A 26,048-nucleotide genomic window follows, 5' to 3' on the forward strand; every position below is an offset into this window, starting at 1 on the left:
CAGCGGGTTACCCCTCTGGCTTTATTGTATACACGTTTAGCGGACTTACTGTCGATTATCATTCGCCTGACGCAGCAGCGTGCGGCTTTCGCTCTGGAAGCGCTGGGCGTAATCGCCAAACCAGTGTTCGACTTTACGGAAGCTGTCGATAAACGCCTGCTTATCGCCCTGCTCCAGCAGACCAATCGCTTCGCCGAACCGCTGGTAGTAGCGCTTAATTAACGCCAGATTATTTTCTGACGACATAATGATGTCGGCATACAGCTGCGGATCCTGGGCAAACAGACGCCCCACCATCGCCAGCTCCAGTCGATAAATCGGCGAAGAGAGCGCCAATAGTTGCTCAAGACGAACGTTCTCTTCAGCCAGATGCAGGCCATAGGCGAAAGTGGCAAAGTGACGCAACGCCTGAATAAACGCCATGTTCTGATCGTGCTCAACGGCGCTGATGCGGTGCAGTCGCGCGCCCCAGACCTGAATCTGTTCAAGGAACCACTGGTACGCTTCCGGCTGACGCCCGTCGCAGTAAACCACCACCTGTTTCGCCAGGCTGCCGCTATCCGGACCAAACATCGGGTGCAATCCCAATACCGGGCCATTATGCGCTGCCAGCATCGCCTGCAGCGGCTCGGCTTTGATGGAAGCCAGATCGACCAGAATGCAATCCGCTGGCAGCGGCGGCAGACGCGAAATCGTCTCTGCTGTGGTATGGATCGGAACGCTGACGATAACCATCCCGGCATCGGCGACAATCTCTGTCGCCCGCGGCCAGTCTTCTTTTTCCAGTACCCGCACCTGATAGCCTGACAGCGTCAGCATCTTCTCAAACAGACGCCCCATCTGCCCGCCGCCGCCAACAATAACCACCGGGCGCAGGTTCGGGTGCAGCGTTTTGAAGCCTTTGTCGTTTTCACTTGAATACGATTCGCGCATCACCCGACGCAGGACATCCTCGATAAGATCCGGCGGCACACCGAGCGCCGCCGCCTCTTCCCGGCGGGAAGCCAGCATCGCGGCTTCGCGTTCCGGTACATAAATCGGCAGGCCATATTTACTCTTAACCTCGCCAACTTCCGCCACCAACTCCAGGCGCTTTGCCAGCAAATCAAGCAGCGCCTTATCAACTTCATCAATTTGATCGCGCAATGCGGTCAGTTCAGCAACCATACAATCCTCTTAACCCAGACGTGCCGCCAGATGTCCGCGCAAATCGCTATCGAGCTCGCGCAGCAGTGCATCGGTAGTTTCCCAGCTGATGCAGGCATCGGTGACGGATACGCCGTACTTCATATCGCAACGGGGCTGCTCAGAAGACTGATTGCCTTCGTGGATATTGCTCTCAATCATCAGGCCAATGATGGAACGGTTGCCATCTTTGATCTGCGCGACGACGGATTCCGCAACCGCCGGCTGACGACGGTAGTCTTTATTGGAATTACCATGACTGCAATCTATCATCAGCGACGGTTTCAGTCCCGCCTGCGCCATCTCTTTTTCGCACTTCTCAACGTCTTCCGGGCCGTAGTTTGGCGCTTTACCGCCGCGCAGAATGACGTGACCATCCGGATTCCCCTGGGTCTGCAGCAGGCAAACCTGGCCGGCCTGGTTGATGCCAACGAAGCGGTGCGGCATCGCGGCGGCGCGCATGGCGTTGATCGCCGTCGCCAGGCTGCCATCGGTACCGTTTTTAAAACCAACCGGCATCGACAAACCGGATGCCATTTCACGGTGAGTCTGCGATTCAGTGGTACGCGCGCCGATGGCGGACCAGCTGAACAGATCGCCAAGGTACTGTGGGCTATTTGGATCGAGCGCTTCTGTCGCCAGCGGCAGGCCCATATTGACTAAATCAACCAGCAGGCGACGCGCTATCTTGAGACCGCCTTCCACATCAAACGAGCCATCCATGTGCGGATCGTTAATCAGCCCTTTCCAGCCGACAGTGGTACGTGGCTTTTCAAAATAGACGCGCATCACCAGGTAGAGGCTATCGCTGACCTCTGCGGCAAGGGCTTTAAATCGACGAGCATATTCGATAGCAGCTTCCGGATCGTGGATTGAGCAAGGACCACAGACCACCAACAGACGCGGATCGCGGCCGGCAATAATGTTGGAAATAGTCTGACGGGAGTGCGCGATCTGCGCTTCCTGCTCCACGGTTAACGGGAATTCGGCTTTCAGTTGATCCGGGGTAATCAGAACTTGTTCATCGGTAATATGTACGTTATTCAGCGCGTCTTTTTGCATGATGGCGATCCTGTATAGCTCGTTTGCGATAGTCGTTGCCTCAGCGGGCATGACGTAACCATACCATATAAAGTAAAGATATCAATCCATATTACGTAAACATTACTTTACGACAGCAAAATAATTGGCATCGCATTGCCAGAAAAGTGTTCATATAAATGTACACATGGCGAAGACTCTTTTTGGCCGCCGCGTTTTACTCATTCCTTTACTAAAATTCCTGGTAAGGATTATCTCAAAGCGGCCGGGGCAGCTAATGACGCTTTTTGCCAATAATGCTATTCTCCGCTCAGGCAACTGCGAACTGCGTTTCCCGTGCAATAACGATTTGACGGACCCGTTAATGAAAGAGTTTTACCGTCTATTTTTGCTTTTCTTTTTGCTCATCGCGGGAGTTCCCGCTTTTGCCGCTGAGACATCTGAGAACGTTCGCGCCATAGTTTCGGGGATTGTGACTTATACGCGCTGGCCAAATTTATCCGGCCCGCCGAAGTTATGCGTTTTTTCCACCTCCCGATATATCCGCAGTTTGGCTCAGGAAGCGCCGGAAAATTTACCTTATCAACCGGTGATAGTTCGAAATTCACAGGAAGCCCTAAAGGCCAGCTGCGACGGTTTGTATTTCGGCAGTGAAACCCCGGATCAGCAGTCTGCATTAACAAAAAAATATGGCTCCCGTCCTCTATTACTCATAGCGGAACAAAATACCGATTGCTCTTTTGGCAGCGCTTTTTGCTTGCTCATAAATGACGATAGGGTGAGGTTTTCCGTTAATCTGGATGTCCTGACGCATAGCGGTGTACGGGTCAATCCGGACGTACTGATGCTTGCCCGGAAGAAATCACATGAATAAGGATTTTTCTCAGGCCCCGCGCCCCACTTTCAAAAACGCGTTACGCCGAATCAGCATGATAAGCGTAGTGATTTCGATGACGCTGGTCTGGCTTTTGCTCAGCGCCGCCTCCGTCATCACGTTAAAACAGTACGCGCAAAAAAATCTTGAGCTCACCGCGGCAACCATGGGCCGCAGCCTCGAAGCGGCACTGGTTTTTGGCGATGCCACCGCCGCAGAAGATACGCTGGCGACGCTTGGCAGACAGGGGCAATTTTCCGAAGCCACGCTTCTGGACAGCCATCAGCGTCATTTCGCCGACTGGCGTAATGACGCCTTAGTTAAAAACGAAAAATTCAGTGGTTATATTAGTAAATGGCTGTTTCCTGAACCGACTGTCCAGCCAATCTGGCATCAGGGGAAAATAATCGGTGAGCTTCGTCTGAAGGCGCTCGATCGGTTAATCAGTCATTTTCTCGGTACTTCGCTGATCGTTTTGACCGGCAGTATTCTGCTGGCGTCCGTTATCGCCCTGATGCTTACCCATTCTCTGCATCGCGGTATTGTCGCCGCCCTGCAAAGTATTACCGAAGTGGTACATGATATCCGCGAAAACCGCCATTTCTCGCGCCGTGTACCTGAAGAACGTATTGAGGAATTCCATCTCTTTGCCCAGGACTTCAATAGCCTGCTGGGAGAAATGGAGGATTGGCAGCGTCAACTGCAGGCGAAAAATGCGCAACTGCTGCGCAGCTCGTTGCATGATCCACTAACGGGATTGGCGAATCGCGCGGCGTTTCGCAACGTCATCGGTAAGCTAATGGACGATGACGCGGCACGTCATAGTTCGGCGCTGCTGTTTCTTGACGGCGATAATTTCAAACTCATTAACGATAACTGGGGACACGCTGCCGGCGATAAAGTCCTTATTGAGGTCGCCAGCCGCCTGATGGCATTCGTTGGCGACCAACATCAGGCATGGCGTCTGGGCGGCGATGAATTCGCCATTTTACTGCACGATGTGCATACCGAAACCGAAGTCCAGGCGCTTTGCGCAACGCTGTCCGAACAGTTTCTTCAGCCATTCAACCTCCACAATGGCCACACGGCAACGCTCTCTTTGAGTATTGGCTATGCTTTGACCTGGGAACACACCTCGGTGGAGGAGCTGCAGGAACTGGCCGATCAGAATATGTATCGGATGAAAAACCAGCGTTTTCATCACACACAAAAATAAGAAGGAATGACTATGCTCAGGCAATTTATTGCGCCCACTCTTCTGGCTGCTTTTCTCCTCACTGGGTGCCAGGCGCCAGGTAAGTTCTCGAAAGAACAGGTCGCAGCAATGAAGTCTTACGGCTTTACCGAAGCCGCCGGTGATTGGTCCTTAGGTTTGTCTGACAGCATTCTGTTTGACAAAAACGACTATCGCCTGCGTCCCGACAGCCAGCAGCAAATCCACAGTATGGCCGCACGGTTAGCTGAAACCGGTATTACCCATAGCCGTCTTGAAGGTCATACCGATAACTACGGCGAAGACAGCTACAACGAAGCGCTGTCATTAAAGCGCGCCAACAGCGTGGCGGATGCCTGGGCTGAAGGCGCGAAAATTCCGCGCAGTAATTTAACCACCCGCGGATTAGGTAAAAAGTACCCCATCGCCAGCAACAATACCGCGGCAGGCCGTGCTGAAAACCGCCGTGTTACCGTGGTGATCAGCACGCCTTAAGCGCGTTAGTCTACCGACTTAACCAGCCTCATCGCTGAAGCCGCGCGCCAGCGCAGGTAATCAACCACGAGGCACGCCGCGAGGCTGACGCCCATCAGCGGCACCGCCAGCCCGAGCAGGAGCGCTATTAACAGCGCAAGCGCCCGGGCAGCGACACTTAGTCCCAGCCACGCTTGCACCAACGTTTGTGCAGGATTAAACGCACTCTGCGCCGGACGGCGGATCCACCACAGGCGATAGCCGACGATGATCATGACGCACAGGGCCAACCCGAATGCCACCAACAGCAACTGGTTCGCCAACCCGAACAGTATTCCCATATGAAAATCGACGCCCCAACGGGTCAGCTTTGCCATCAGCGGGAAATCGCTAAAGCGGGTACGATCCACGACTTGTAACGTCTCGCCATCGATGGCCACAGCATCGACCCGCGTCGGCCAACTACGGTCAATTTCATTCACCGTCCACGCCATCCCCGCGCTTTTTGGCGGCCGGATCTCCAGCTTGCTGGCCGTCAGCCCTGCGGCCTGCGCCACCTGTAATACGCTATCGAACCGATCCGCAGTCACTTTCATCTGTGGCTCATCCATTGCCATATGCGCCATGTGGTGCCCGGCGTGCGGATCGGGCGGCATCGCCTCCCCGCCATGAAGTTGCGTATTGACCTGCGGCGTTAGCCAGCCAAACGCGGCGCGCATCTTATCGACGTTACCGCCCGCCCACTGCGACCAGGTTAAGCCGGTGGCGGAAAACAGTAACATGCCGACCAGTAACATCCAGCCCAGCGTCACGTGCAGACGTCGAGTATTTTGCAGCCGATTGTGTATCCGCCGCTTCGGACGGGTCATCGCCCATAGCGCAATACCGCCCAACGCTGCAACCCACATCCAGGAGGCCGCCAGTTCGCTGTACAGTCTGCCACCGTCGCCCAACAGCAAGGATTTATGCGCGTAATCAATCCACTGGCGCAGCGGTAAAATACCGCTGGTACCGTAAACCGTCAGATCGCCTTTGACCCGTAGCGTCACCGGGTCAACAAAAATAGCCCGGTTTTCTGATTCCCCCAGCCGCGGGTCGGCAAACATCACCCGCGTCGTTTCGCCGGCGGTAATACCCGGGCGCACGGCCTGCAGGCGGAGGTTGTTTTGCGTAGCCTCTTTGGCGACGGCAATTTGCGCGCTAAGCGGCTGTCTTTCGCCGTTGAGCGAGCCCTGTAAGGCCTCATGGTACAGCCAGTTTTCCAGTTGCGGCGTGGCGACATACAGCGTGCCGGTCAAGGCCGCGACAAAGATAAATGGTCCAATAAACAGACCAATATAGAAATGGAGGCGCCGCAGCAGGTTTAACCATGCCGCGCGCGAGGTGCAGGTTGTCATACTCTTCCTTTTTTAAAGCAAAAGAGGTCGTTGCGCAGTACGCAGATTCATTTTTATTAAAGGGAAAAAGCAGACAGCCGCGGCGGCGCGCGGGTTTCAGGATAGAGCCAGGGGAAGTAGTGCCAGTGTTTTAATACCGGGCGAGAAGCCGGCAGGCGAATGCGCCGCAGGATCATGGCGAAGAACAGCGCCAGCGCGAACAGCAGCCCCGGTACGTGCGCTAATAGCACGCAATAGCCGCAAGCTTCGGCGTGATCGACCGGCATGCTATGCGCCGGCTGCGACGCGCTGTCAGCGCCGTGCATCATTACCATCTCATGTCCGGACATCCCATCATGAGACTCCCCCATCGGCATAGCATGATGCATGCCCGGCATTACGCTCATGGGATCTTTCTGCAGCGAAACGGAGATCAGCGGCGCCACCACGATCAGCAGGATCGCAAACAGCGCCAGCCAGGCGGCCCGCCGTTGCAATGCTGATTGTGAAAAAATAGTGCCGTTCACCGCCCCTCCGAAATCCGGGCGATATTGTAATTGATTTACATCAAAATAGTTAAAATTTAGATAAAAAAAGGGCCAGCCATCTGGCCAGCCCTTTCTATCAGGATGTCGCGAAAGCGAATCTTAGTTAAGACGCTCTTTGATACGAGCAGACTTACCGGTACGCTCACGCAGGTAGTACAGTTTAGCTTTACGTACAGCACCACGACGTTTAACAGCAATGCTGTCAACTACCGGAGAGTGAGTCTGGAAGACACGCTCAACGCCTTCGCCGTTGGAAATTTTACGAACAGTGAATGCAGAGTGCAGACCGCGGTTACGAATAGCGATAACCACGCCCTCGAATGCCTGCAGACGTTTTTTGGAACCTTCAACAACCCATACTTTCACTTCCACGGTATCACCCGGACGGAAGGAAGGTACGTCCTGCTTCATCTGTTCTTGTTCAAGTTGCTTAATAATGTTGCTCATAATTTAATCTCTTATCCTGGGTAAACTGATATTGGGGGCTCACGCCTGCCCATCATGTTTATGCTGCTGTTGCGCGTGTTCGCTTTTGAACTGCGCCAGCAACTTTGCTTGCTCTTCAGTCAGAGCCAGGTTTTCCAGAAGTTCAGGTCTTCTAAGCCAGGTGCGGCCCAGCGACTGCTTCAGACGCCAGCGACGTATCTCAGCATGGTTCCCCGACAGCAATACTGGCGGTACTTCCATCTCTTCTAACACTTCAGGACGGGTATAGTGCGGGCAATCCAGCAACCCATCAGCAAAGGAATCTTCCGTTGCTGATGCTTCATGTCCCAGTACTCCCGGAATGAACCGGGAAACGGAGTCAATCAGCGTCATTGCCGGTAACTCACCACCGCTGAGAACGTAATCGCCGATTGACCATTCTTCGTCAATTTCGGTTTGGATTACGCGCTCGTCTATCCCTTCGTAGCGACCGCACACCAGAATCAGTTTCTGATTCGTTGCCAGTTCGCTGACGCCCGCTTGATCAAGCTTGCGTCCCTGAGGTGACAGATAAATCACCTTTGCGCCTTCACCTGCCGCGGCTTTTGCTGCATGAATGGCATCCCGTAAGGGTTGAACCATCATTAGCATCCCCGGTCCGCCGCCGTAAGGACGATCGTCCACGGTACGGTGCCGGTCATGAGCGAAGTCGCGAGGACTCCAGCTTTCGATGCTCAGCAGGCCATTTTTTACTGCCCGGCCAGTTACCCCGTAATCGGTAATTGCGCGGAACATTTCAGGAAACAGGCTAATTATGCCAATCCACATAGCGCCGTCTTTTACCGTTTATCCGGAGAATTTAAAAACCAGGATCCCAATCTACTTCGATAGTACGAGTAGCGAGATCGACTTTCTTGATAACCTGCCCATCGAGGAACGGAACCAACCGCTCCTTGATGCCAAATGCATCTTTCAGGTTTGCCTTGATGACGAGAACGTCATTCGACCCGGTTTCCATCATATCAATGACTTTACCCAGGCTATAGCCTTCGGTGGTAACTACCTGGCAACCCATCAGGTCTTTCCAGTAATAGTCGCCCTCTTCCAGCGCCGGCAGCTGCGATGAATCCACGATAATTTCGCAATTAGTCAGGAGATTCGCCGCATCACGATCGTCAATGCCTTTCAGCTTGATGATGATGTCCTGATTGTGGTGGCGCCAGCTTTCCAGCTCAACAACCTGCCACTGACCCGCCTTCTGGATTAACCAGGGCTGATAGTCAAAAATGCTTTCAGCGTCTTCGGTGGAGGAAAACACTCTGAGCCAACCACGGATACCGTAGGAAGAACCCATTTTCCCCAATACAATCGGATCAACAGGTGCTTGTGCGGTGTGTTGCTTGCTCATCATGACCACCGTGACAGATTAAGCTGCTTTGTTAGCGGCTTTGATCAGCGCGGCAACGCGATCGGAAACAGTAGCGCCCTGGCCAACCCAGTGAGCGATACGATCCAGATCCAGGCGGGTGCCTTCTTCTTTCTCGGTAGCGATCGGGTTGAAGAAGCCAACGCGCTCGATGAAGCGACCGTTGCGTGCATTACGGCTGTCGGTGACAACAACCTGGTAGAACGGACGCTTTTTAGCGCCGTGACGTGCTAAACGAATAGTTACCATAACATCCTCTTGTGTGAATAAAACAACCGGGCCCCATCGAGGAACGGAGCCTGGTGTCATATTAAAAGCCCGAAAATTTTACTGATTTCTGTGCAAAAATCAATTCAAAACTACATACGCTAAATAATTCGAGTTGCAGGAAGGCGGCAAGTGAGTAAATCCCCGGGAGCGTACACAAGTACGTGACCGGGGTGAACGAACGCAGCCAACGCATCTGCGGCTTGAATTATGACGCGTATTAGCGGCCTGGGAATCCTGGCGGCATCATCCCTTTCATCCCGCGCATCATCTTCATCATGCCGCCTTTCGACTTCATCTTCTTCATCATGCGCTGCATGTCGTCGAACTGCTTCAGCAAGCGGTTCACGTCCTGCACCTGCATCCCGCAACCGGCGGCGATACGGCGTTTACGCGAACCTTTGATGATTTCCGGCTTAGCGCGCTCTTTCATCGTCATCGAGTTGATGATCGCTTCCATACGCACCAGCACTTTGTCGTCCATCTGCGCTTTCACGTTATCGGGAATTTGCCCCATGCCCGGCAGTTTGCCCATCAGGCTGGCCATGCCGCCCATATTTTTCATCTGGCGCAGTTGCTCAAGGAAGTCGGTCAGGTCGAAACCGTCGCCTTTCTTCAGCTTGGATGCCAGTTTCTCGGCCTGCGCGCGGTCAACTTTGCTCTCGATATCTTCGATAAGCGACAGCACGTCGCCCATGCCGAGAATACGGGAAGCGATACGGTCCGGGTGGAACGGCTCCAGCGCTTCGGTTTTCTCGCCGACGCCGAGGAATTTAATCGGCTTGCCGGTGATATGACGAATCGACAGCGCCGCGCCGCCGCGGGCATCGCCGTCTACTTTGGTCAGCACCACGCCGGTCAAAGGCAGCGCTTCGTTAAAGGCCTTCGCGGTATTCGCCGCATCCTGACCGGTCATCGCATCGACGACAAACAGCGTCTCAACCGGATTAATCGCGACGTGGACCTGTTTGATTTCGTCCATCATCGCTTCATCGACGTGCAGACGGCCGGCGGTATCCACCAGCAGCACGTCGTAGAATTTAAGCTTCGCCTCTTTCAGCGCCGCGTTGACGATATCAACCGGCTTCTGGCCAACGTCGGACGGGAAGAAATCCACGCCGACCTGCTCTGCCAGCGTTTCCAGCTGTTTAATCGCCGCCGGGCGGTATACGTCTGCGGAAACGACCAGCACTTTTTTCTTGTGCTTCTCGCGCAGGAATTTACCCAGCTTACCGACGCTGGTCGTTTTACCCGCACCCTGCAGGCCCGCCATCAGGACGACGGCCGGCGGCTGCGCGGCTAAATCCAGCGTCTGGTTTTCTTCGCCCATCGCCGCAACCAGCTCGTTGCGGACAATCTTGACGAACTCCTGACCTGGCGTCAGGCTTTTATTGACTTCATGGCCTACCGCGCTCTCTTTGACGCGGCTGATGAAATCACGCACCACCGGAAGCGCGACGTCGGCCTCCAGCAGCGCCATGCGCACTTCGCGCAGGGTGTCTTTAATGTTGTCTTCGGTAAGGCGTCCGCGGCCGCTAATGTTGCGCAGCGTACGCGACAAACGATCGGTTAAATTATCAAACATTGTCTCTCGCCTGAGGTGGAAACGGTCGGTCGCCGCAGCGACACAAAAATACGAATTTGGCGCAGTATAACACGACATAAACCTGAATGTGCTGCAACGGTTGGAGCAGACGTCGCGTGACGCTATACTGCTTCTCTTTCTTATTTAGTCAACAGTCGACGCTCCTATGCCTGTGTTTGCTCTACTTGCCCTTGTCGCCTACTCCATCAGCCTTGCGCTGATCATCCCTGGCCTGCTGCAAAAAAACAGCAGCTGGCGGCGGATGGCGATTCTCTCCGCGACGATAGCGCTGATTTGCCACGCCTTCGCGCTGGAGTCACGTATTTTCCCCGGCGGCGAAGGTGGGCAAAATCTCAGCTTACTTAACGTCGGCTCGCTGGTCAGCCTGATGATCTGTACGGTGATGACCATCGTCGCCTCGCGTAATCGCGGCTGGTTATTGCTACCGATCGTATACGCCTTCGCGCTGATCAACCTCGCCTTCGCCACCTTCGTGCCTAACGAGTACATCACCCACCTCGAAACCACCCCGGGGATGTTGGTGCATATCGGCCTGTCGCTCTTTGCCTACGCCACGCTTATCATCGCCGCGCTGTACGCGCTGCAGCTGGCGTGGATTGACTATCAGCTTAAAAATAAAAAGCTGGCTTTCAGCAGCGAAATGCCGCCGCTGATGAGTATTGAGCGTAAAATGTTTCATATCACCCAGGTTGGCGTCGTGCTGCTGACCCTGACGCTGTGCACCGGGTTGTTCTATATGCACAACCTGTTTAATACCGAAAATATTGATAAGGCAGTGCTGTCTATCGTGGCCTGGTTTGTCTATATCGTACTGCTGTGGGGGCACTACCACGAAGGCTGGCGCGGCCGCCGGGTGGTCTGGTTTAACGTCGCCGGAGCCGGGCTGCTGACCCTGGCTTATTTTGGCAGCCGCGTCCTGCAGCAGTTTGTCAGTTAAAGACTAAGGAGTCTCTCCTGGAACACATTTCTACCACCACGCTGATCGTCACGCTGATCATCATGGTGATTATCTCCGCCTATTTCTCCGGTTCCGAAACCGGCATGATGACGCTGAACCGCTATCGGCTGCGCCATATGGCGAAACAAGGCAACCGCCCGGCTAAGCGGGTGGAAAAGCTGCTGCGTAAGCCGGATCGCCTCATTAGCCTGGTGCTCATCGGCAACAACCTCGTCAATATCCTGGCCTCGGCGCTGGGAACCATCGTCGGCATGCGTCTGTACGGCGACGCCGGCGTGGCTATCGCCACCGGCGTGCTCACCTTTGTCGTGCTGGTGTTTGCCGAAGTCTTACCTAAAACCATTGCCGCCCTGTACCCGGAAAAGGTCGCCTACCCCAGCAGTTTCCTGTTGGCGCCGCTACAGGTACTGATGATGCCGCTGGTGTGGCTGTTGAACACCATTACCCGCGTACTGATGCGCATGATGGGCATTAAGACCGATCACGTTATTAGCGGCGCATTGAGTAAAGATGAACTGCGAACGATTGTGAATGAATCCCGTTCACAAATCTCACGGCGGAATCAGGACATGCTGCTGTCGGTCCTGGATCTGGAAAAGGTCAGCGTTAATGACATCATGGTGCCGCGCAATGAGATCGTCGGTATCGATATCAACGATGACTGGAAATCTATCGTCCGCCAGCTAACCCACTCGCCGCATGGTCGTATCGTGCTGTATCGTGATTCGCTGGACGATGCCATCAGTATGCTGCGCGTCCGTGAAGCCTATCGGCTCATGACGGAAAAGAAAGAGTTCACAAAAGAGATCATGTTACGAGCGGCAGATGAGATTTACTTTGTGCCGGAAGGTACGCCGCTCAGCACGCAATTGGTGAAATTCCAGCGTAATAAAAAGAAAGTCGGCCTGGTGGTTGATGAATATGGTGATATTCAGGGGCTGGTCACCGTTGAGGATATTCTTGAAGAGATTGTGGGAGACTTCACCACCTCGATGTCGCCGACCCTTGCCGAAGAAGTGACGCCGCTTAATGACGGCTCGGTGATTATTGACGGCGGCGCCAACGTGCGGGAAATCAACAAAGCGTTCAACTGGCACCTGCCGGAAGACGACGCGCGTACCGTTAACGGCATCATTCTGGAAGCGCTGGAGGAGATCCCGGTCCCTGGAACCCGCGTACGTATCGAACAGTATGATATCGATATTCTCGACGTACAGGACAATATGATTAAGCAGGTGAAGGTGATGCCGGTGAAATCATTACGCGAAAGCGTGGCCGAATAGCGCAGCCAGCAAAGAACAACGGCGAACTTCGGTTCGCCGTTTTTTTATTTAAAGTCAATAAAAACGGCCACCCGCAGGCAGCCGTTACTGGCGAACTAGCGAATTACTTCGCTTTCGCGACGGTTACCATTGCGGCGCGAATAGTACGACCGTTCAGGGTATAACCCTTCTGCATAACACCCAGTACGTTACCGGCAGCCACATCGTCAGACTCGACCATGGCGATAGCCTGATGCACGTTAGGATCCAGCGGTACGTTGGTATCGGCAACCACTTCCACGCCAAACTTACGCACGACGTCCAGCATCGATTTCAGAGTCAGTTCGATCCCTTCAACCATCGGCGCCATATCCGGGTTAGCTTTATCAGCCACTTCCAGCGCGCGATCCAGGCTATCGATAACCGGCAGCAGTTCGTTGACGAACTTCTCCAGGGCAAATTTATGCGCTTTCTCGATATCCTGTTCGGTGCGACGACGCAGGTTGTCTTCTTCCGCTTTTGCGCGCAGCATCACATCACGTTCACGCTTTTGCGCTTCGGCCAGCTGTGCTTCCAGATTCGCAATTTTTTCATCGCGCGGATCCACCTGCTCAGCAGAAACCTCAGGCTCTACCGCCTCTACGTTGTCGTGCTGCTCCGTGATAATTTCTTCCGGGGCTTGCCCCTCAGGCGTTTTCTGTTCTTTACTACTCATGAATTTCTCCGCGTTTTTTTCGCATTCATCTCGCTAACTTCGCTTATTATGGGGATCAGTTTCCGGGATTCAAGGGAAGCAGACAGATTGTCATCATTCATTTAACCCAAGGACATCCAGATCATGAAGAACCATTTCAAGTGTATCGGCATTGTGGGACACCCTCGTCACCCAACCGCCCTGACCACACATGAAATGCTCTGGCGCTGGCTATGCGGCAAAGGCTATGAGGTGCTGGTCGAGCAGCAAATCGCCCATGAACTCCAGCTTAGCAATGTTAAAACCGGCACGCTGGCGGAAATCGGCCAGCAGGCGGATCTGGCGGTGGTAGTCGGCGGTGACGGCAATATGCTCGGCGCGGCGCGTACCCTGGCGCGCTATGACATCAACGTCATCGGCATTAACCGCGGCAATCTTGGTTTTCTTACCGACCTTGACCCGGATAACGCGCTCCAGCAGTTGGCCGACGTACTTGAAGGCCACTATATCGCCGAAAAACGTTTTCTGCTGGAAGCCCAGGTGTGCCAGCATGACTGCCAGAAGCGCATCAGCACGGCTATCAATGAAGTAGTGCTGCATCCGGGTAAAGTCGCGCACATGATTGAGTTCGAGGTCTATATCGATGAAGTGTTCGCCTTCTCCCAGCGCTCCGACGGCCTGATCATCTCCACGCCTACCGGTTCGACGGCCTATTCGCTCTCTGCCGGCGGCCCTATTCTCACCCCTTCTCTGGACGCCATCACCCTGGTGCCGATGTTCCCGCATACGCTATCAGCGCGGCCGCTGGTGATTAACGGCGATAGCACCATTCGCCTGCGCTTCTCGCAGCGCTGCAACGATCTGGAAATCAGCTGCGACAGCCAGATTGCGCTACCCATCCAGGACGGCGAAGATGTGCTCATCCGCCGCTGTGATTATCACCTCAATCTGATTCACCCGAAAGACTACAGCTATTTCAATACATTAAGCACTAAGTTGGGCTGGTCAAAAAAATTGTTCTGATTTTACAAGCTGCCTCTTTACTGGATAAAAAACCAGTCTATACTGTACGAAAACACAGTAATGGTTTTTCATACAGGAAGGCAGCTATGTTGGCGCAACTCACCATCAGCAATTTCGCTATCGTTCGTGAACTGGAAATTGATTTTCACAGCGGCATGACCGCCATCACCGGGGAAACCGGCGCCGGGAAATCCATTGCCATCGACGCGCTGGGGCTGTGCCTCGGCGGCCGAGCCGAAGCTGACATGGTGCGCCGCGGCGCCAGCCGTGCCGACCTGTGCGCGCGCTTCGCGCTGAAAGATACCCCTGCCGCCCAGCGCTGGCTGGAAGAGAACCAACTGGAGAGCGGGCGTGAGTGTTTACTTCGCCGCGTGATCAGCGCTGACGGCCGCTCCCGCGGTTTCATCAACGGCACCGCCGTGCCTCTTTCTCAGCTTCGCGAGCTGGGCCAGTTGCTTATCCAGATCCACGGCCAGCATGCCCATCAGTTACTCACCAAAGCCGAACATCAGAAAACCCTGCTTGATGGTTATACCGGTGAGTATGCGCTTACTCAACGCATGGCGGAGCGCTACCGCCAGTGGCACCAGAGCTGCCGGGAGCTGGCGCAGCATCAGCAGCAGAGCCAGGAACGCGCCGCCCGCGCAGACCTGCTGCAATACCAGCTCAAAGAATTGAACGAATTTAATCCTCTGCCGGGCGAGTTCGAACAGATTGACGAAGAGTACAAACGTCTGGCCAACAGCGGCCAGCTGCTCAGTACCTGTCAGCATGCGTTAACGGTACTGGCCGACGGTGAAGAGGCCAATTTGCAAAGCCAGCTTTATACCGCTAAACAGCTGGTTAGCGAGCTGGTCGGTATGGATAGCAAACTCTCCGGCGTGCTCGATATGCTGGAAGAAGCCTCTATTCAGCTCAGCGAGGCGACTGATGAGCTGCGCCACTACAATGACCGTCTCGATCTCGACCCTAACCGTCTGTTCGAGCTGGAACAGCGCATTTCCCGGCAGATTGCGCTGGCGCGTAAGCATCAGATTGCGCCGGAAGAGCTGCCGGCGTTCTATCAGGCCATGCTGGATGAGCAGCGTCTGCTGGACGACAGCGCCGGTTCGCTGGAGTCGCTGAGCCAGCTGGTCGTTGAGCATCACCGCCTGGCGCTGGAAACGGCGCAAGAACTGCACGCCCTGCGTCAGCGCAGCGCCGACGAACTCACCCAGTTGATTACTGAAAGTATGCACTCACTTTCTATGCCTCACGGCGTGTTTGCCATTGATGTCGCCTTTGATGAACGCCATCTGACCGCCGAAGGTGCCGACCATATTGAGTTCCGCGTTACCACCAACCCGGGGCAACCGCTACAGCCGATTGCTAAAGTGGCCTCCGGCGGCGAGCTGTCGCGTATCGCACTGGCTATTCAGGTTATTACCGCTCGTAAAATGGAGACCCCGGCGCTGATTTTCGATGAGGTCGATGTCGGCATCAGCGGCCCGACGGCGGCGGTGGTCGGCAAACTGCTCCGCCAGTTGGGAGAGTCCACGCAGGTCATGTGCGTGACTCACCTGCCGCAGGTTGCTGGCTGTGGTCACCATCATTTCTTCGTCTGCAAAGAGACCGATGGCGAGATGACCGAGACCCACATGCATGCGCTGGACAAACGCGCCAGACTGCAGGAACTGGCCCGTCTGCTGGGCGGTAGCGAGGTGACCCGCAACACCCTGGCGAACGCGAAAGAGTTGCTTGCGGCGTAAACTTTTTGATTTTCACAGAGTCATAGTGAACAGCAAATTGCCAATAGACCTGCAGTCGAAGGTTCCCAACCGGGCAAAGGTCTATTATTATCGGCATATTACAGATGAGCCACGTATTGCTCGGGCCCAAAAAGGAATCAAATCACTATGCGCTGTAAAACGCTGACTGCTGCCGCAGCGGTTCTCCTTATGTTGACCGCAGGCTGTTCCACTCTGGAACGAGTGGTTTACCGTCCTGATATCAACCAGGGTAACTATCTGGCACCTAATGATGTCGCAAAAATCCGTGTCGGCATGACGCAACAGCAGGTTGCTTATGCGCTGGGTACGCCGATGATGTCAGATCCATTTGGTAGCAACACCTGGTTCTACGTTTTCCGCCAGCAGCCGGGCCATGAGAAAGTGACCCAGCAGACACTGACGCTGACCTTCGACAGCAGCGGTGTGTTAACCAACATTGATAACAAACCGGCGCTGACCAAGTAATCTCAGGCCAGTTGAAATGCAAAAAGCGCTCAATGAGCGCTTTTTTTAATTGTGCCTTCCCGCTTATTTCTCAGCGTGCTTTTCAGCCCGCTGCCGGCGCAGCTCTTTCGGGTCAGCAATCAGCGGGCGATAAATCTCTACGCGGTCGCCATCATGGACTTCGTCATGCAGCTTGACCGGACGGCTGTAGATGCCGACTTTATTTTTCGCCAGATCGATATCTTCGCGCAGCGCCAGAATACCGCTGGAGATAATCGCCTGCTCGACCGTTGCCCCAGCCTGCAGCTTCACGCGTTGCAGGTACTGTTTTTCCGGCAACGCATAGGCGACTTCAACCACAATATTAGCCGACACGATACACCTCTTTGGCGCGCGTGGTGAACGCCTGCACCATATTGGCGGCCAGCTCTTTAAAGATGCGACCAAAAGCCATTTCAATCAGCTTGTTGGTGAACTCAAAATCGAGATGAAACTCAATTTTGCACGCATCCGGGCTGAGCGGAATAAACTTCCAGCCGCCAATCAGCTTTTTGAACGGCCCATCGACCAGGCTCATTAGAATACTCTGGTTATCGGTCAGTGTATTACGCGTCGTGAAAGTCTTGCTGATGCCGGCCTTGGACACATCAACCGCCGCCGTCATTTGCGTCGGCCCGGCCTCCAGCACTCGGCTACCGGTGCAGCCAGGCAGGAAATCGGGATAGGACTTCACATCATTTACGAGTTGATACATCTGTTCCACGCTGAAAGGCACCAGCGCAGTACGGCTAATCTGAGGCATAGCAGGTTCCACATTTAAACACAGGGCAAATAATATCATTTATCTGCTGCTAAAAAAAACGCTGTACCATAACTCGTGCTAAGATAGCCCATTACGCCTCGCAGGAAGGATTGAGGTAACAATGTTTAGAACTAGCGATGACTTCAGGACATTATGACTAAGAAAAAAGCCCACAAACCTGGATCAGCCACCATTGCGCTGAATAAACGCGCCCGTCACGAATACTTTATCGAAGATGAATACGAGGCAGGCCTCGCGCTGCAGGGTTGGGAAGTGAAATCTCTGCGTGCCGGCAAAGCCAACATCGGCGATAGCTATGTCATTCTGAGAGATGGCGAAGCCTATCTTTTCGGCGCCAACTTTACGCCAATGGCGGTCGCCTCCACGCATTACGTTTGCGATCCGACCCGTACCCGCAAGCTGCTGCTCAATCAGCGCGAGCTCGATGCGCTATACGGCCGCATCAACCGCGAAGGTTATACCGTCGTCGCCCTGTCGTTGTACTGGAAGAACGCCTGGTGCAAAGTGAAAATTGGCGTGGCGAAAGGTAAGAAACAGCACGATAAGCGCACCGACGTGAAAGATCGTGAATGGGCGGTCGATAAGGCGCGCATCATGAAGAACGCCGGGCGGTAATACCCCCCTCTCTGCGGGCCAGCCCCCTCTGGCCCCACGCTATATTGCTGTTGCCGCTGCTTTTTCACTCGATATGCCGCCAGAATCCTCGCTTCGGGGGCTGGTAACCACCTTCACAAATCTGTTATACTTCAAGTACACATTGGGGCTGATTCTGGATTCGACGGGATTCGCGAAACCCAAGGTGCATGCCGAGGGGCGGTTGGCCTCGTAAAAAGCCGCAAAAAAATAGTCGCAAACGACGAAAACTACGCTTTAGCAGCTTAATAACCTGCTTAGAGCCCTCTCTCCCTAGCCTCCGCTCTTAGGACGGGGATCAAGAGAGGTCAAACTCAAAAGAGATCGCGCGGATGCCCTGCCTGGGGTTGAAGTGCTAAAACTAATCAGGCTAGTTCGTTAGTGGCGTGTCTGTCCGCAGCTGGCGTGCGAATGTAAAGACAAACTAAGCATGTAGTACCGAGGATGTAGGAATTTCGGACGCGGGTTCAACTCCCGCCAGCTCCACCAAAATTCTCCATCGGTGATTACCAGAGTCATCCGATGAAGTCCTGAAAGCCCGCACGGCGCAAGCCATGCGGGCTTTTTTGTGCCCACAATTTGTCCCGCGAAGTCTGATGCCAGCTAATTAAATCCGAACCTTTTAGGCACCTTGTTAGGCACCTCATAAAGCTTTATTTTTTTGAGGTGCCTAAAACTATGGAAACCCGGCAATGGCAAGACAAACCAAACCTCTCTCAGTTAAAGAAATCGAATCTGCCAAATCCAAAGAAGCGGGCTACGTTCTCTATGACGGTGGTGATGGTGTAAATATCGCATACAGGCAGGTCACGTTTTTAGATAGCGAACCTTACTCTTGACACCTGAACCTGGCTTTAGCATGGGATTGAAGTAACTAAACTGAGACGGCCAATCCTGGGATTTAGATCGTCGGTACTTTTACTCCGACCGTGTAAGCGACCGGAGTACAGATTTACCCCCTGTCAGAATACGCTTTCAGCATCGCAAGAACAGCCCAACGAGCCGCATCATCTGCGATATTCTCAGGCAGAGCATCAGCTCGCAGAATGATATAAGCGTCAACAGCCATTCTGATGGCCATGCTGACGGAGTCACGATCGTGCGTTGCCAGCGTGGAAGTCAGCAGGCCATCAGGGTCAATGCCGTGGAATTCAATGCGGCGAACCCCACGTTGCGGAAGATTGGCACGACGGTACAGCATTGGCCCCAGCACCTGCTCGCGGAAGAATGACAGCATACCAATCGCTTCGAAGAGTTCGCCCCTTCCCAACTTAACCACTGCATAATGCAGCCAGATCCAGGCTCGGGACTCAAACCACTCCGGCGTCATATCAGGCCAGTGAGCACTAAATTTTGCCAGCTGTCGCTGCAGAGCAGTGTTATCACGGGTAAATAGCACTGCGGGCTCCTCAACACGTTGAGTGAGCATTTCCAGAGTGACGAATTTCAGATCGACATGAAGTAGTTCTGGGCCATACAGGCATATTAGCAGGCGAGGCTCTCCGACATGTTCCCCGGTAAAAGCATGGAGCAGATGGCCTAATGTTCCGGCAAGTTCCCTACGCTGCGTCATGATTTCGTCATAGTGGAGAGTGTCTACGACAACGACAAAATCGAGATCGGAGTATTTATCAAACCCGCCATGAACAATCGAGCCGCCAGCGAGAAGGGAGTGAATTCGCGAATCAGACTGAAATTTAAGTTTGAGTTGCTCTGCAAAACTTCTGTGTAAATCGGGTAATGTACTCAGCATACTTTTTCCTGTTCACAAAAAATACAAAGCATTTCAGAATATCGAGTTGTTTATATTCAGGCCAGATATTTTTGCAGGAACAGTAATATCCCTGGAGAGATAACACCCTTTTCGGCTGATCTCACAATCACCACAGCGGTTATCGGCGGAGGTCGCCACTATGCTCATATTCAGCTTATGACATCAGCCGATAGTGCGACTGCACCAGACCCGAAGGGAAGCTGCGGCTGGATAGGAGTGTCAAATCGATATCATGGGGCAGTACTCCGAACAGCGGTTTTCCCGAACCGAGCAGGACAGGAACGGTAGTGATAACGATATCGGCAACCAGGCCTTCGCGCAGGAATGACTGTATTAACTGCCCACCATCGATATAGACCCTGTGCACGTTTTTCTCCTTCAGGTGAGCAAGAGCCTCCCCTGGCGTGAAGCATGAAAACTGCACCTTATCCTTCAGCGCTTCGGGCACGGGAGTATCAGTTAGCTGTCGGGAAAGCACCAGCACGGGTCGGTCATAAGGCCATTCGTCAAAAGTCAGCACCTTCTCATAGCTACCTCGCCCCATAATGATCCAATCTTTGTCCGCGATGAACGCGGCATAGCCATGATCTTCTGTCGGGTCATCGCGCTTCAACAGCCAGTCGATATCGCCATCCTGTCGGGCGATATAACCATCAAGACTGACCGCAATGAAAACATGTGTGGTGACCATCAAGAGCTCCGTATTCAGGTTGCATAGATCTCGTTGAGTTTAGCAATGTTAGCGATATTGATATGCCCCGATAAAGCCACATCACCAGGTTAGCAACGTCCGCTCAAGGCATGAAGCAAAGCTGAGTGAGGAGAAAAGCCGATGTACCTGTTTTCTACTATTTAAGCCAGCCGATCGGCTGGCTTAAAATCTCCCCAAATCAGATCCAAATATCATTTTCTGCGGTGCGTTCCCCACCTTCATGCCCGGTATTCCTGACACCACAGGGTTCTATCATCATCATTTTTACCGTCGTCTCAGCTGACGTTTTATGCTCAACACCTTTAGGTACAACAAACATTTCTCCTGGCTTGACAAGGACATAACCGTCACGAAAATCAATACGCAAAACCCCCTCAACTACGATAAAGGATTCGTCGGTTTCCGGATGTGAGTGCCAGATAAAGTCGCCCGCTATTTTCACGATTTTGAATTGGTAGTCGTTCATCTGCGCGATGACTTTTGGTTGCCAGTGAGTATCGAAGAGAGAGAACTTCTGTTCCAAGTTTACAGGTGAGTACATGATGACATTCCTTAATGGCTAAGAAACGCCGAGGATAAATAATATTGCGGTACCGGTATTGAACGATCGTGCAACTCAGGGACGGCGTTTTTGAATAAATGTTTGCCAACGACCCGGTGAAATGCCATATGCTTTTATAAACTGGCGTGTCATATGACTTTGATCTGAAAACCCCGCCTCCAACGCAGACTCCGCAAGTGACAGGCCTAACTGAATCAGATGTCGACAGTATGCGAGACGGCGCATTGTTACGTAGCGATAAGGACTCGTTCCGAAAAGAGTTCGAAAATCCCGGCTCAGGCTCCAGCGATCTTTACCACAGACGGAGGACAACGTATCCAGCGTGATGTTCTGGCTGAATTCAGATTGTATATATTCGCGAGCGCGCTCTACAGACTGATAGTCCACAAGGCATCGACGAAATCGCTGCCCTGACACGACTGCCAGAGTCTGGGCAAGATCGTAAAGAGCATCCTCCTCTTCAAGCGTATCAATAGAATCTTCTGGCGCTTTTAAAAGCGGCCCGGTAGCGGCAAACAACCGGGGATCAGATGAGATCCCGCTGTGAATAAATGGTAACGGTTTGCCGCCTAAAATTTTCTGAATTAAAGCGGGCTCGATATAAAACATCCGATACTGAAATCCCTCGAGCGTTCCTGCCTCTCCATCATGAATTTCATCCGGGTGTAAGACCATCGTCCCACCAGGTAAACTATGTTGTTTACTGCCACGATAACGGAAACGTTGCACACCAGACAATGTCCTGCCGATCGCATATGTATCGTGACGATGAGGTTCATAACCATGCCCGCTGAAATACGCCTCCAGGCGCTCTATTTTCCCTGGCGTGTGTGCAAGTTTGACCCAGTCTTTATTCTTTTGTGCATTCGGCATGAATAACATCTGTTTCATAATTGTAGGAGAATCCACACCATAAACGTTTAGGATGCAGTTTTGAAAGAAGTATGATGAAAGTGCGTAAAGGTTCTTCTTCGAAATCTTTCAGGAAGGGGCATCTCAAACCTAGGGTAATCCTTGTAATCTTGGGTTGCGGCTTTTTTTCCGGTGGAAAAATGCCTGCCATAGCAACCATAATCAGCAGTTGCATAAAGCAATACAATGATGGAGCCCCAATACTTAACATCCGTTTCTGGTACTCAGCAGACGGCTAGCAGGATCACTTAGGACGTTATAAGCAAAGAGCGAACATAGTTTTCATCTCTACTGTTTATAGTGACGCTCACTGGATGCAGGATATCGCAGGAGGGATGCTTCGGGGCGTATTGGACGTCGCACCAGTTCTCCTCCGCAGTTCGGGCACTGACCATCAAACCGTTGGGTCACACAATCAATGCAAAATGTGCATTCGAATGAACAGATGTATGCCTCTTTCGATTCAGGAGGCAGATCTTTATCACAGCATTCGCAATTAGGACGGAGTTCAAGCATGGTGGTCTCTTATTGTTAAGGAGCATCATTAGATATACCAAAAGCCAACTATCCGCATCTCCTTCTGCGATATATGACGTTATTGTTTTTTTTACATATAGTTACTGGAACGTCTGGCGCGAAGCCCTCAGATGAGGTCTGTATCATCATTTTATTCTGTACAACATGCGGAAAAGGCTATCAGTAGCGCATTAAAAGCCAATAAACTCAAGGGCAAATTCAGGCGCAGGTTCTCGTCCACTTGAATTCAGTAAGTTCTAATCTGCATTAATAAGATCGCTTACTGTTAATATTATTTCAGAGTATCGAGTTATTTATATTCAGGCCAGATATTTTTTCCCTGTAAGTCCGGTGCTATTTCTGACTACCGTTTATTCCGATATCTGACATACACTGTAGCACCGGGCCATTGGGTATTGCCGGCCACAGGGGAGAAACTAATATGCAACTAACAGAAGCTCAACTGATGACCCGCGTTCCTGTCTGGCACGCATTATCGGGGCTGTTTACCGGGCGCGAACTCCAGGACTACGACTACCGATGGATGGCGCAGAAGTTAAAGGACTCTGGTTTAAGCCGGGAAGAGATCTTTATGATTCTGGATGAGGAGGTTGCCCCTGCCCTCCAGTCAAATCTTCTCTACAATCCAACGCCGGTGATGGACGGTTGGTCAGAGGAAGATATTAAACAGCTCGTTACAGAGTATGTATATAAGAAGCCGACAATTATCGAGCGCATCATTCCAACCCACTTACTGCTGAAACAGCGACGTAAACACATTCAGGATGAACTCAACAAGCTTTCCGATGAGCTGGGTAAGTGCTCCTGAAAGAGTTTTAAGCGAGGCAATTGGCATACGTTTAGATATACACCCAAAAGCCAGGCTCATGCAGTACAGGAAATAAGACATTGTGGAATTAGCGATGCCGTGAATATATTCACTTTCACCTGATAAACGGACACTCCCTCAAAGAAGTGTCCGTTTTGTCTTTCAAACGTCAGCTGCGGGTTACGCGCCTACCGGCACATCGTGCGCGGTGTTTTTCAGCGCCGGTCCGGTGTACTTCTCGATCTGCAGCTGCGACATCTGGCCACAGTTCCCCTGCGCCAGGCTGGAGGAGCCGACGTCAAAGGTCAGACAGTTGACGTTACCGTTTTTACACAGCGATCCCGGCTGTGACGGATCGGCCGGATCAAACCATGCCCCTTCGCTGATGCGCACTACGCCTTCGCGAACGTTATCGGTAACCACCGCTCCGACCAGGATCTGCCCGCGATCGTTAAAGGCGCGAACCAAATCGCCTTCGCTGATGCCGCGCGCGCTCGCATCTTTCGGATGGATCCAGATGGCTTCGCGATCGGCTACCGCATATTTTTTGCGCAGCGGCGTATTATCGAGCTGAGAGTGCAGACGGTTAATCGGGTGACCGGTATTGAGCGACAGCGGATATTTCTCGGCTTCCGGCCCGCGATACCACTCGTGCGGCGGCATCCAGGTTGGAATCGCTTTACAGTCCTCGTAGCCCATTTTGGCGATGGCGTCAGAGTAGATCTCGATTTTCCCTGACGGCGTCCCCAGCGGGTTGAGCAGCGGGTTCTCGCGGAAATCGGCGAAACGCACCCATTGGGTGTTCTCTTGCGGGATCGGGAAGCGAATGTAGTTGTTGGAAGCCCAGAACATATCAAACGGCGGCAGCGCCACGCGAGCGTTGCGCGCCTGGGCTTTCATCTCGTCATACATGCCCTTCAACCACAGCATCTCATCTTTGCCTTCGGTAAAGGCCTCGTGCACCCCAAGGATCTCGGAAATCCCCGCAAAGACATCAAAGTCGTTTTTCGCTTCGTTCTGCGGCGGTACGCACTGGCGCAGCGGGAAGACATAAAGCTGCGAATAGTCACCGCCCATATCCATGTCGTTGCGCTCGTAGGTGGTGGTCACCGGCAGTACGATGTCCGCGTGTTTCGCCGTCGCCGTCCAGTACGGTTCGTTCACCACCACGGTTTCCGGATGCTGCCAGGCTTTCACCAGGTTGTTGGTATCCTGATGCTGGTGGAAGGTGTTACCGCCCGCCACGTACACCATTTTAATATCCGGATAGGTGACCTTTGTCCCGTTATAGTCGATGGTCTTGCCTGGGTTCGCCAGCGCATCGGCAATGCGCGCCACCGGGAACGGCGTAATATCTTTCGCCGCTGGCGACGTTGGGCTACCGGCGGAGATCCCTGCCAGAATGCCGCCGCGCGCGGTTGGGCTACCGCCGGAAGAGTAGTGATAGCTAAAGCCGAAACCGCCGCCGGGCAGGCCAATCTGCCCCAGCATCGCCGCCAGCGTCACCATCATCCAGTGGGCCTGTTCGCCATGATGCTGACGCTGGATGCCCCAGCCGCCCATGATCATGGTGCGATGCTTCGCCATATCTCGCGCCAGCTGCTTGATAGTCTCAGCATCAACGCCGCTGATATCCGCAGCCCAGTTGGCATCTTTGACGACGCCATCTTCTTTACCGTTCAGGTAGGCTTCAAATTTATCGAACCCTACGGTGTAGGTTTTCAGGAAATCAGGGTTATGCAGATTTTCTGCCAGCAGCGTATGGGCTACCCCCGCCATCAGCGCGCAGTCGGTGTAGCTGCGCGGGGCGATCCACTCGGCGCCTAACTCACGCGCGCTGTCGCTGCGCACCGGGTCGATACAGATCATCCGGGTGCCTTTTTTCTTCAGCGCTTCAAAGCCCGTCTGGCCGACGTGATCCGGCAGGTTCCAGCTGTTTTTCAGCGTGATCATGGGGTTACAACCGATCATCACCACCAGCTCGCTGTTATCAATCACGTTTGGCCACGCGGTCTGCTGTTCGTAAACCTCAACGGAACCGACCACGTGCGGCATAATCACCTGCGCCGCGCCGGTGGAGTAGTCACCGGAATAGCCGACAAAGCCGCCCGCCAGGTTCATCATGCGCTGCAGCAGCGTTCTTGGGTTGTGGAACATCCCGACGCTTTTCCAGCCGTAAGAACCGGCATAAATAGATGATGGGCCATGCTCTTTTTGCAGACGGCTGATTTCACCCGCCACCAGATGCAGGGCTTTATCCCAGCTGACGCGGACCCACTCATCGCGGCCGCGCAGCTCCGGCTTACCGTTTTTCGCCCCGCCTTCTAACCAGCTTTTACGCACCATCGGATATTTAATCCGGTTTTCGGCGTGAACCTGATACGGCGCCATGGTAATCAGTTCGTTGGGATACGGATCGTCTTTAATCGGGCGTACGTCAACCATTTTGCTGTCGCGGACGATGGCTTCAAACGCGCCCCAGTGGGCGCCGGTGAGAATCCCGCTTTCCGCCTGGCGCAATGCGATAAACTGCGGCATCGCCTGGCTAATGGCCTCCGCCAGCGCCGAACGCGGCCACAGCCCCGCCAGCAGCGGCGCCGCCATCAGGGCGCTGGCGCCAGCCAGAAAACGGCGACGCGTCAGATTCATACCGGGTTCCTGGCTCTGATCCGCCATGTCATAATCGTTATTCTTTTTCATC

29 protein-coding genes, 1 other RNA gene and 1 pseudogene are annotated in these 26,048 nt (G+C 53.4%); 13 read left to right on the forward strand and 18 right to left on the reverse strand.

Annotation, left to right across the window (positions count from 1 at the left end; all coding sequences use genetic code 11):
- Nucleotides 1-45: 45 nt before the first annotated feature.
- Together tyrA and aroF are read right to left on the reverse strand one after the other, a co-directional pair.
- Nucleotides 46-1,167: a bifunctional chorismate mutase/prephenate dehydrogenase gene (tyrA, locus tag EAE_RS01100; RefSeq protein ID WP_015703194.1), complete on the reverse strand. Its 1,122-nt coding sequence runs from the start codon at nucleotides 1,165-1,167 to the stop codon at nucleotides 46-48.
- Nucleotides 1,168-1,176: 9 nt separating this feature from the next.
- Nucleotides 1,177-2,247 (reverse strand): 3-deoxy-7-phosphoheptulonate synthase AroF, encoded by a 1,071-nt coding sequence (gene aroF, locus EAE_RS01105; protein ID WP_015370264.1) that lies wholly within the window; start codon nucleotides 2,245-2,247, stop codon nucleotides 1,177-1,179.
- A 343-nt stretch (nucleotides 2,248-2,590) separates the two neighbouring features.
- Here aroF and yfiR point away from each other — a divergent pair, with 343 nt between their 5' ends.
- The 3 genes from yfiR to EAE_RS01120 are packed head-to-tail and all read left to right on the forward strand — an operon-like array spanning nucleotide 2,591 to nucleotide 4,808.
- On the forward strand, nucleotides 2,591-3,100 hold the full coding sequence (yfiR, locus tag EAE_RS01110) for a regulatory sequestration protein YfiR (RefSeq protein ID WP_026612240.1): 510 nt from the start codon (nucleotides 2,591-2,593) through the stop codon (nucleotides 3,098-3,100).
- Entirely contained in the window at nucleotides 3,093-4,316 is a 1,224-nt protein-coding gene (dgcN, locus tag EAE_RS01115) for a diguanylate cyclase DgcN/YfiN (protein ID WP_015370262.1), read from the forward strand. The genes yfiR and dgcN overlap by 8 nt, the downstream gene beginning before the upstream one ends.
- Nucleotides 4,317-4,328: 12 nt before the next feature.
- Nucleotides 4,329-4,808, forward strand: a complete 480-nt coding sequence (locus tag EAE_RS01120; RefSeq protein ID WP_015370261.1) for an OmpA family protein — start codon at nucleotides 4,329-4,331, stop codon at nucleotides 4,806-4,808.
- A gap of 5 nt (nucleotides 4,809-4,813) precedes the next feature.
- On the opposite strand, the gene EAE_RS01125 is transcribed toward EAE_RS01120, so the two are convergent.
- From EAE_RS01125 to ffh, 7 genes are all read right to left on the reverse strand, one after another.
- Nucleotides 4,814-6,184 (reverse strand): PepSY-associated TM helix domain-containing protein, encoded by a 1,371-nt coding sequence (locus tag EAE_RS01125; protein ID WP_015703197.1) that lies wholly within the window; start codon nucleotides 6,182-6,184, stop codon nucleotides 4,814-4,816.
- 56 nt (nucleotides 6,185-6,240) lie between these two features.
- Nucleotides 6,241-6,690 carry a DUF2946 domain-containing protein gene (locus tag EAE_RS01130; protein ID WP_015370259.1) on the reverse strand — a complete coding sequence of 150 codons (450 nt, stop codon included), beginning with the start codon at nucleotides 6,688-6,690 and terminating at the stop codon, nucleotides 6,241-6,243.
- Nucleotides 6,691-6,810: 120 nt separating this feature from the next.
- Nucleotides 6,811-7,158: a 50S ribosomal protein L19 gene (rplS, locus tag EAE_RS01140; RefSeq protein WP_002914145.1), complete on the reverse strand. Its 348-nt coding sequence runs from the start codon at nucleotides 7,156-7,158 to the stop codon at nucleotides 6,811-6,813.
- A 39-nt stretch (nucleotides 7,159-7,197) separates the two neighbouring features.
- Complete coding sequence (gene trmD, locus EAE_RS01145; protein WP_008806092.1) at nucleotides 7,198-7,965, reverse strand: tRNA (guanosine(37)-N1)-methyltransferase TrmD; 768 nt, start codon at nucleotides 7,963-7,965, stop codon at nucleotides 7,198-7,200.
- Nucleotides 7,966-7,996: 31 nt separating this feature from the next.
- Nucleotides 7,997-8,545: a ribosome maturation factor RimM gene (rimM, locus tag EAE_RS01150; RefSeq protein ID WP_015703198.1), complete on the reverse strand. Its 549-nt coding sequence runs from the start codon at nucleotides 8,543-8,545 to the stop codon at nucleotides 7,997-7,999.
- 18 nt (nucleotides 8,546-8,563) lie between these two features.
- A complete protein-coding gene (gene rpsP / locus EAE_RS01155) occupies nucleotides 8,564-8,812 on the reverse strand; it encodes a 30S ribosomal protein S16 (RefSeq protein WP_015370257.1) in 249 nt (82 codons plus the stop codon).
- Nucleotides 8,813-9,050: 238 nt separating this feature from the next.
- Entirely contained in the window at nucleotides 9,051-10,415 is a 1,365-nt protein-coding gene (ffh, locus tag EAE_RS01160; RefSeq protein ID WP_015370256.1) for a signal recognition particle protein, read from the reverse strand.
- A 166-nt stretch (nucleotides 10,416-10,581) separates the two neighbouring features.
- Between ffh and EAE_RS01165 the strand changes: the two genes are divergently transcribed.
- Nucleotides 10,582-11,373, forward strand: coding sequence for a cytochrome C assembly family protein (locus EAE_RS01165; RefSeq protein ID WP_015703199.1), 792 nt, complete (start codon nucleotides 10,582-10,584; stop codon nucleotides 11,371-11,373).
- A 17-nt stretch (nucleotides 11,374-11,390) separates the two neighbouring features.
- Nucleotides 11,391-12,677 carry an HlyC/CorC family transporter gene (locus EAE_RS01170; protein ID WP_026612238.1) on the forward strand — a complete coding sequence of 429 codons (1,287 nt, stop codon included), beginning with the start codon at nucleotides 11,391-11,393 and terminating at the stop codon, nucleotides 12,675-12,677.
- 103 nt (nucleotides 12,678-12,780) lie between these two features.
- Here EAE_RS01170 and grpE read toward each other — a convergent pair whose 3' ends face one another.
- Nucleotides 12,781-13,371, reverse strand: a complete 591-nt coding sequence (gene grpE / locus EAE_RS01175; protein ID WP_015370253.1) for a nucleotide exchange factor GrpE — start codon at nucleotides 13,369-13,371, stop codon at nucleotides 12,781-12,783.
- A gap of 123 nt (nucleotides 13,372-13,494) precedes the next feature.
- Between grpE and nadK the strand changes: the two genes are divergently transcribed.
- From nadK to bamE, 3 genes are all read left to right on the forward strand, one after another.
- Entirely contained in the window at nucleotides 13,495-14,373 is an 879-nt protein-coding gene (gene nadK, locus EAE_RS01180; RefSeq protein ID WP_015370252.1) for an NAD(+) kinase, read from the forward strand.
- 86 nt (nucleotides 14,374-14,459) lie between these two features.
- Nucleotides 14,460-16,121 carry a DNA repair protein RecN gene (recN, locus tag EAE_RS01185; RefSeq protein WP_015370251.1) on the forward strand — a complete coding sequence of 554 codons (1,662 nt, stop codon included), beginning with the start codon at nucleotides 14,460-14,462 and terminating at the stop codon, nucleotides 16,119-16,121.
- A gap of 147 nt (nucleotides 16,122-16,268) precedes the next feature.
- Nucleotides 16,269-16,607: an outer membrane protein assembly factor BamE gene (gene bamE / locus EAE_RS01195; protein ID WP_015703201.1), complete on the forward strand. Its 339-nt coding sequence runs from the start codon at nucleotides 16,269-16,271 to the stop codon at nucleotides 16,605-16,607.
- Between the two features lie 63 nt (nucleotides 16,608-16,670).
- Here bamE and EAE_RS01200 read toward each other — a convergent pair whose 3' ends face one another.
- Nucleotides 16,671-16,961 carry an RnfH family protein gene (locus EAE_RS01200; protein ID WP_015370249.1) on the reverse strand — a complete coding sequence of 97 codons (291 nt, stop codon included), beginning with the start codon at nucleotides 16,959-16,961 and terminating at the stop codon, nucleotides 16,671-16,673.
- Nucleotides 16,951-17,388, reverse strand: a complete 438-nt coding sequence (locus tag EAE_RS01205) for a type II toxin-antitoxin system RatA family toxin (RefSeq protein WP_015370248.1) — start codon at nucleotides 17,386-17,388, stop codon at nucleotides 16,951-16,953. The genes EAE_RS01200 and EAE_RS01205 overlap by 11 nt, the downstream gene beginning before the upstream one ends.
- Nucleotides 17,389-17,541: 153 nt before the next feature.
- Here EAE_RS01205 and smpB point away from each other — a divergent pair, with 153 nt between their 5' ends.
- The 3 genes and pseudogenes from smpB to EAE_RS01220 all read left to right on the forward strand — a co-directional run.
- Complete coding sequence (gene smpB, locus EAE_RS01210; RefSeq protein WP_015370247.1) at nucleotides 17,542-18,024, forward strand: SsrA-binding protein SmpB; 483 nt, start codon at nucleotides 17,542-17,544, stop codon at nucleotides 18,022-18,024.
- A gap of 144 nt (nucleotides 18,025-18,168) precedes the next feature.
- Nucleotides 18,169-18,531: a transfer-messenger RNA gene (ssrA, locus tag EAE_RS01215) on the forward strand.
- Between the two features lie 203 nt (nucleotides 18,532-18,734).
- Nucleotides 18,735-18,836: pseudogene (locus tag EAE_RS01220) on the forward strand (integrase arm-type DNA-binding domain-containing protein); the annotation flags it as partial.
- 158 nt (nucleotides 18,837-18,994) lie between these two features.
- On the opposite strand, the gene EAE_RS01225 reads toward EAE_RS01220, so the two are convergent.
- From EAE_RS01225 to EAE_RS01245, 5 genes are all read right to left on the reverse strand, one after another.
- Nucleotides 18,995-19,795, reverse strand: a complete 801-nt coding sequence (locus EAE_RS01225) for a nucleotidyltransferase domain-containing protein (protein WP_015703203.1) — start codon at nucleotides 19,793-19,795, stop codon at nucleotides 18,995-18,997.
- 175 nt (nucleotides 19,796-19,970) lie between these two features.
- A complete protein-coding gene (locus EAE_RS01230) occupies nucleotides 19,971-20,507 on the reverse strand; it encodes a dihydrofolate reductase family protein (RefSeq protein WP_015703204.1) in 537 nt (178 codons plus the stop codon).
- A 199-nt stretch (nucleotides 20,508-20,706) separates the two neighbouring features.
- Nucleotides 20,707-21,069, reverse strand: a complete 363-nt coding sequence (locus tag EAE_RS01235; RefSeq protein ID WP_015370120.1) for a cupin domain-containing protein — start codon at nucleotides 21,067-21,069, stop codon at nucleotides 20,707-20,709.
- A gap of 75 nt (nucleotides 21,070-21,144) precedes the next feature.
- The gene (locus EAE_RS01240) at nucleotides 21,145-21,981 is read right to left on the reverse strand and encodes an AraC family transcriptional regulator (RefSeq protein ID WP_015703205.1); all 837 of its coding nucleotides are present in this window, start codon (nucleotides 21,979-21,981) and stop codon (nucleotides 21,145-21,147) included.
- Between the two features lie 309 nt (nucleotides 21,982-22,290).
- Nucleotides 22,291-22,518 carry a DUF1272 domain-containing protein gene (locus EAE_RS01245; protein WP_015703206.1) on the reverse strand — a complete coding sequence of 76 codons (228 nt, stop codon included), beginning with the start codon at nucleotides 22,516-22,518 and terminating at the stop codon, nucleotides 22,291-22,293.
- Nucleotides 22,519-22,631: 113 nt separating this feature from the next.
- Here EAE_RS01245 and EAE_RS25465 point away from each other — a divergent pair, with 113 nt between their 5' ends.
- Nucleotides 22,632-22,763 carry a hypothetical protein gene (locus EAE_RS25465; protein WP_323128498.1) on the forward strand — a complete coding sequence of 44 codons (132 nt, stop codon included), beginning with the start codon at nucleotides 22,632-22,634 and terminating at the stop codon, nucleotides 22,761-22,763.
- 197 nt (nucleotides 22,764-22,960) lie between these two features.
- Nucleotides 22,961-23,347 (forward strand): DUF7079 family protein, encoded by a 387-nt coding sequence (locus EAE_RS01250; protein WP_015703207.1) that lies wholly within the window; start codon nucleotides 22,961-22,963, stop codon nucleotides 23,345-23,347.
- Between the two features lie 180 nt (nucleotides 23,348-23,527).
- Here the strand turns inward: EAE_RS01250 and torA are convergent, their stop codons facing one another.
- Nucleotides 23,528-26,047, reverse strand: coding sequence for a trimethylamine-N-oxide reductase TorA (gene torA / locus EAE_RS01255; RefSeq protein ID WP_015703208.1), 2,520 nt, complete (start codon nucleotides 26,045-26,047; stop codon nucleotides 23,528-23,530).
- Nucleotide 26,048 lies beyond the last annotated feature (1 nt).

This window comes from Klebsiella aerogenes KCTC 2190, assembly GCF_000215745.1.
Classification (GTDB): domain Bacteria; phylum Pseudomonadota; class Gammaproteobacteria; order Enterobacterales; family Enterobacteriaceae; genus Klebsiella; species Klebsiella aerogenes.

Bases quoted from the DNA above. Each gene is read 5' to 3' on its own strand.
- tyrA (WP_015703194.1), bottom strand. From the start codon at position 1,167: ATGGTTGCTGAACTGACCGCATTGCGCGATCAAATTGATGAAGTTGAT.
- aroF (WP_015370264.1), bottom strand. From the start codon at position 2,247: ATGCAAAAAGACGCGCTGAATAACGTACATATTACCGATGAACAAGTT.
- yfiR (WP_026612240.1), top strand. From the start codon at position 2,591: ATGAAAGAGTTTTACCGTCTATTTTTGCTTTTCTTTTTGCTCATCGCG.
- dgcN (WP_015370262.1), top strand. From the start codon at position 3,093: ATGAATAAGGATTTTTCTCAGGCCCCGCGCCCCACTTTCAAAAACGCG.
- EAE_RS01120 (WP_015370261.1), top strand. From the start codon at position 4,329: ATGCTCAGGCAATTTATTGCGCCCACTCTTCTGGCTGCTTTTCTCCTC.
- EAE_RS01125 (WP_015703197.1), bottom strand. From the start codon at position 6,184: ATGACAACCTGCACCTCGCGCGCGGCATGGTTAAACCTGCTGCGGCGC.
- rplS (WP_002914145.1), bottom strand. From the start codon at position 7,158: ATGAGCAACATTATTAAGCAACTTGAACAAGAACAGATGAAGCAGGAC.
- trmD (WP_008806092.1), bottom strand. From the start codon at position 7,965: ATGTGGATTGGCATAATTAGCCTGTTTCCTGAAATGTTCCGCGCAATT.
- rimM (WP_015703198.1), bottom strand. From the start codon at position 8,545: ATGAGCAAGCAACACACCGCACAAGCACCTGTTGATCCGATTGTATTG.
- rpsP (WP_015370257.1), bottom strand. From the start codon at position 8,812: ATGGTAACTATTCGTTTAGCACGTCACGGCGCTAAAAAGCGTCCGTTC.
- ffh (WP_015370256.1), bottom strand. From the start codon at position 10,415: ATGTTTGATAATTTAACCGATCGTTTGTCGCGTACGCTGCGCAACATT.
- EAE_RS01165 (WP_015703199.1), top strand. From the start codon at position 10,582: ATGCCTGTGTTTGCTCTACTTGCCCTTGTCGCCTACTCCATCAGCCTT.
- grpE (WP_015370253.1), bottom strand. From the start codon at position 13,371: ATGAGTAGTAAAGAACAGAAAACGCCTGAGGGGCAAGCCCCGGAAGAA.
- nadK (WP_015370252.1), top strand. From the start codon at position 13,495: ATGAAGAACCATTTCAAGTGTATCGGCATTGTGGGACACCCTCGTCAC.
- recN (WP_015370251.1), top strand. From the start codon at position 14,460: ATGTTGGCGCAACTCACCATCAGCAATTTCGCTATCGTTCGTGAACTG.
- bamE (WP_015703201.1), top strand. From the start codon at position 16,269: ATGCGCTGTAAAACGCTGACTGCTGCCGCAGCGGTTCTCCTTATGTTG.
- EAE_RS01205 (WP_015370248.1), bottom strand. From the start codon at position 17,388: ATGCCTCAGATTAGCCGTACTGCGCTGGTGCCTTTCAGCGTGGAACAG.
- smpB (WP_015370247.1), top strand. From the start codon at position 17,542: ATGACTAAGAAAAAAGCCCACAAACCTGGATCAGCCACCATTGCGCTG.
- EAE_RS01225 (WP_015703203.1), bottom strand. From the start codon at position 19,795: ATGCTGAGTACATTACCCGATTTACACAGAAGTTTTGCAGAGCAACTC.
- EAE_RS01230 (WP_015703204.1), bottom strand. From the start codon at position 20,507: ATGGTCACCACACATGTTTTCATTGCGGTCAGTCTTGATGGTTATATC.
- EAE_RS01235 (WP_015370120.1), bottom strand. From the start codon at position 21,069: ATGTACTCACCTGTAAACTTGGAACAGAAGTTCTCTCTCTTCGATACT.
- EAE_RS01240 (WP_015703205.1), bottom strand. From the start codon at position 21,981: ATGAAACAGATGTTATTCATGCCGAATGCACAAAAGAATAAAGACTGG.
- EAE_RS01245 (WP_015703206.1), bottom strand. From the start codon at position 22,518: ATGCTTGAACTCCGTCCTAATTGCGAATGCTGTGATAAAGATCTGCCT.
- EAE_RS01250 (WP_015703207.1), top strand. From the start codon at position 22,961: ATGCAACTAACAGAAGCTCAACTGATGACCCGCGTTCCTGTCTGGCAC.
- torA (WP_015703208.1), bottom strand. From the start codon at position 26,047: ATGAAAAAGAATAACGATTATGACATGGCGGATCAGAGCCAGGAACCC.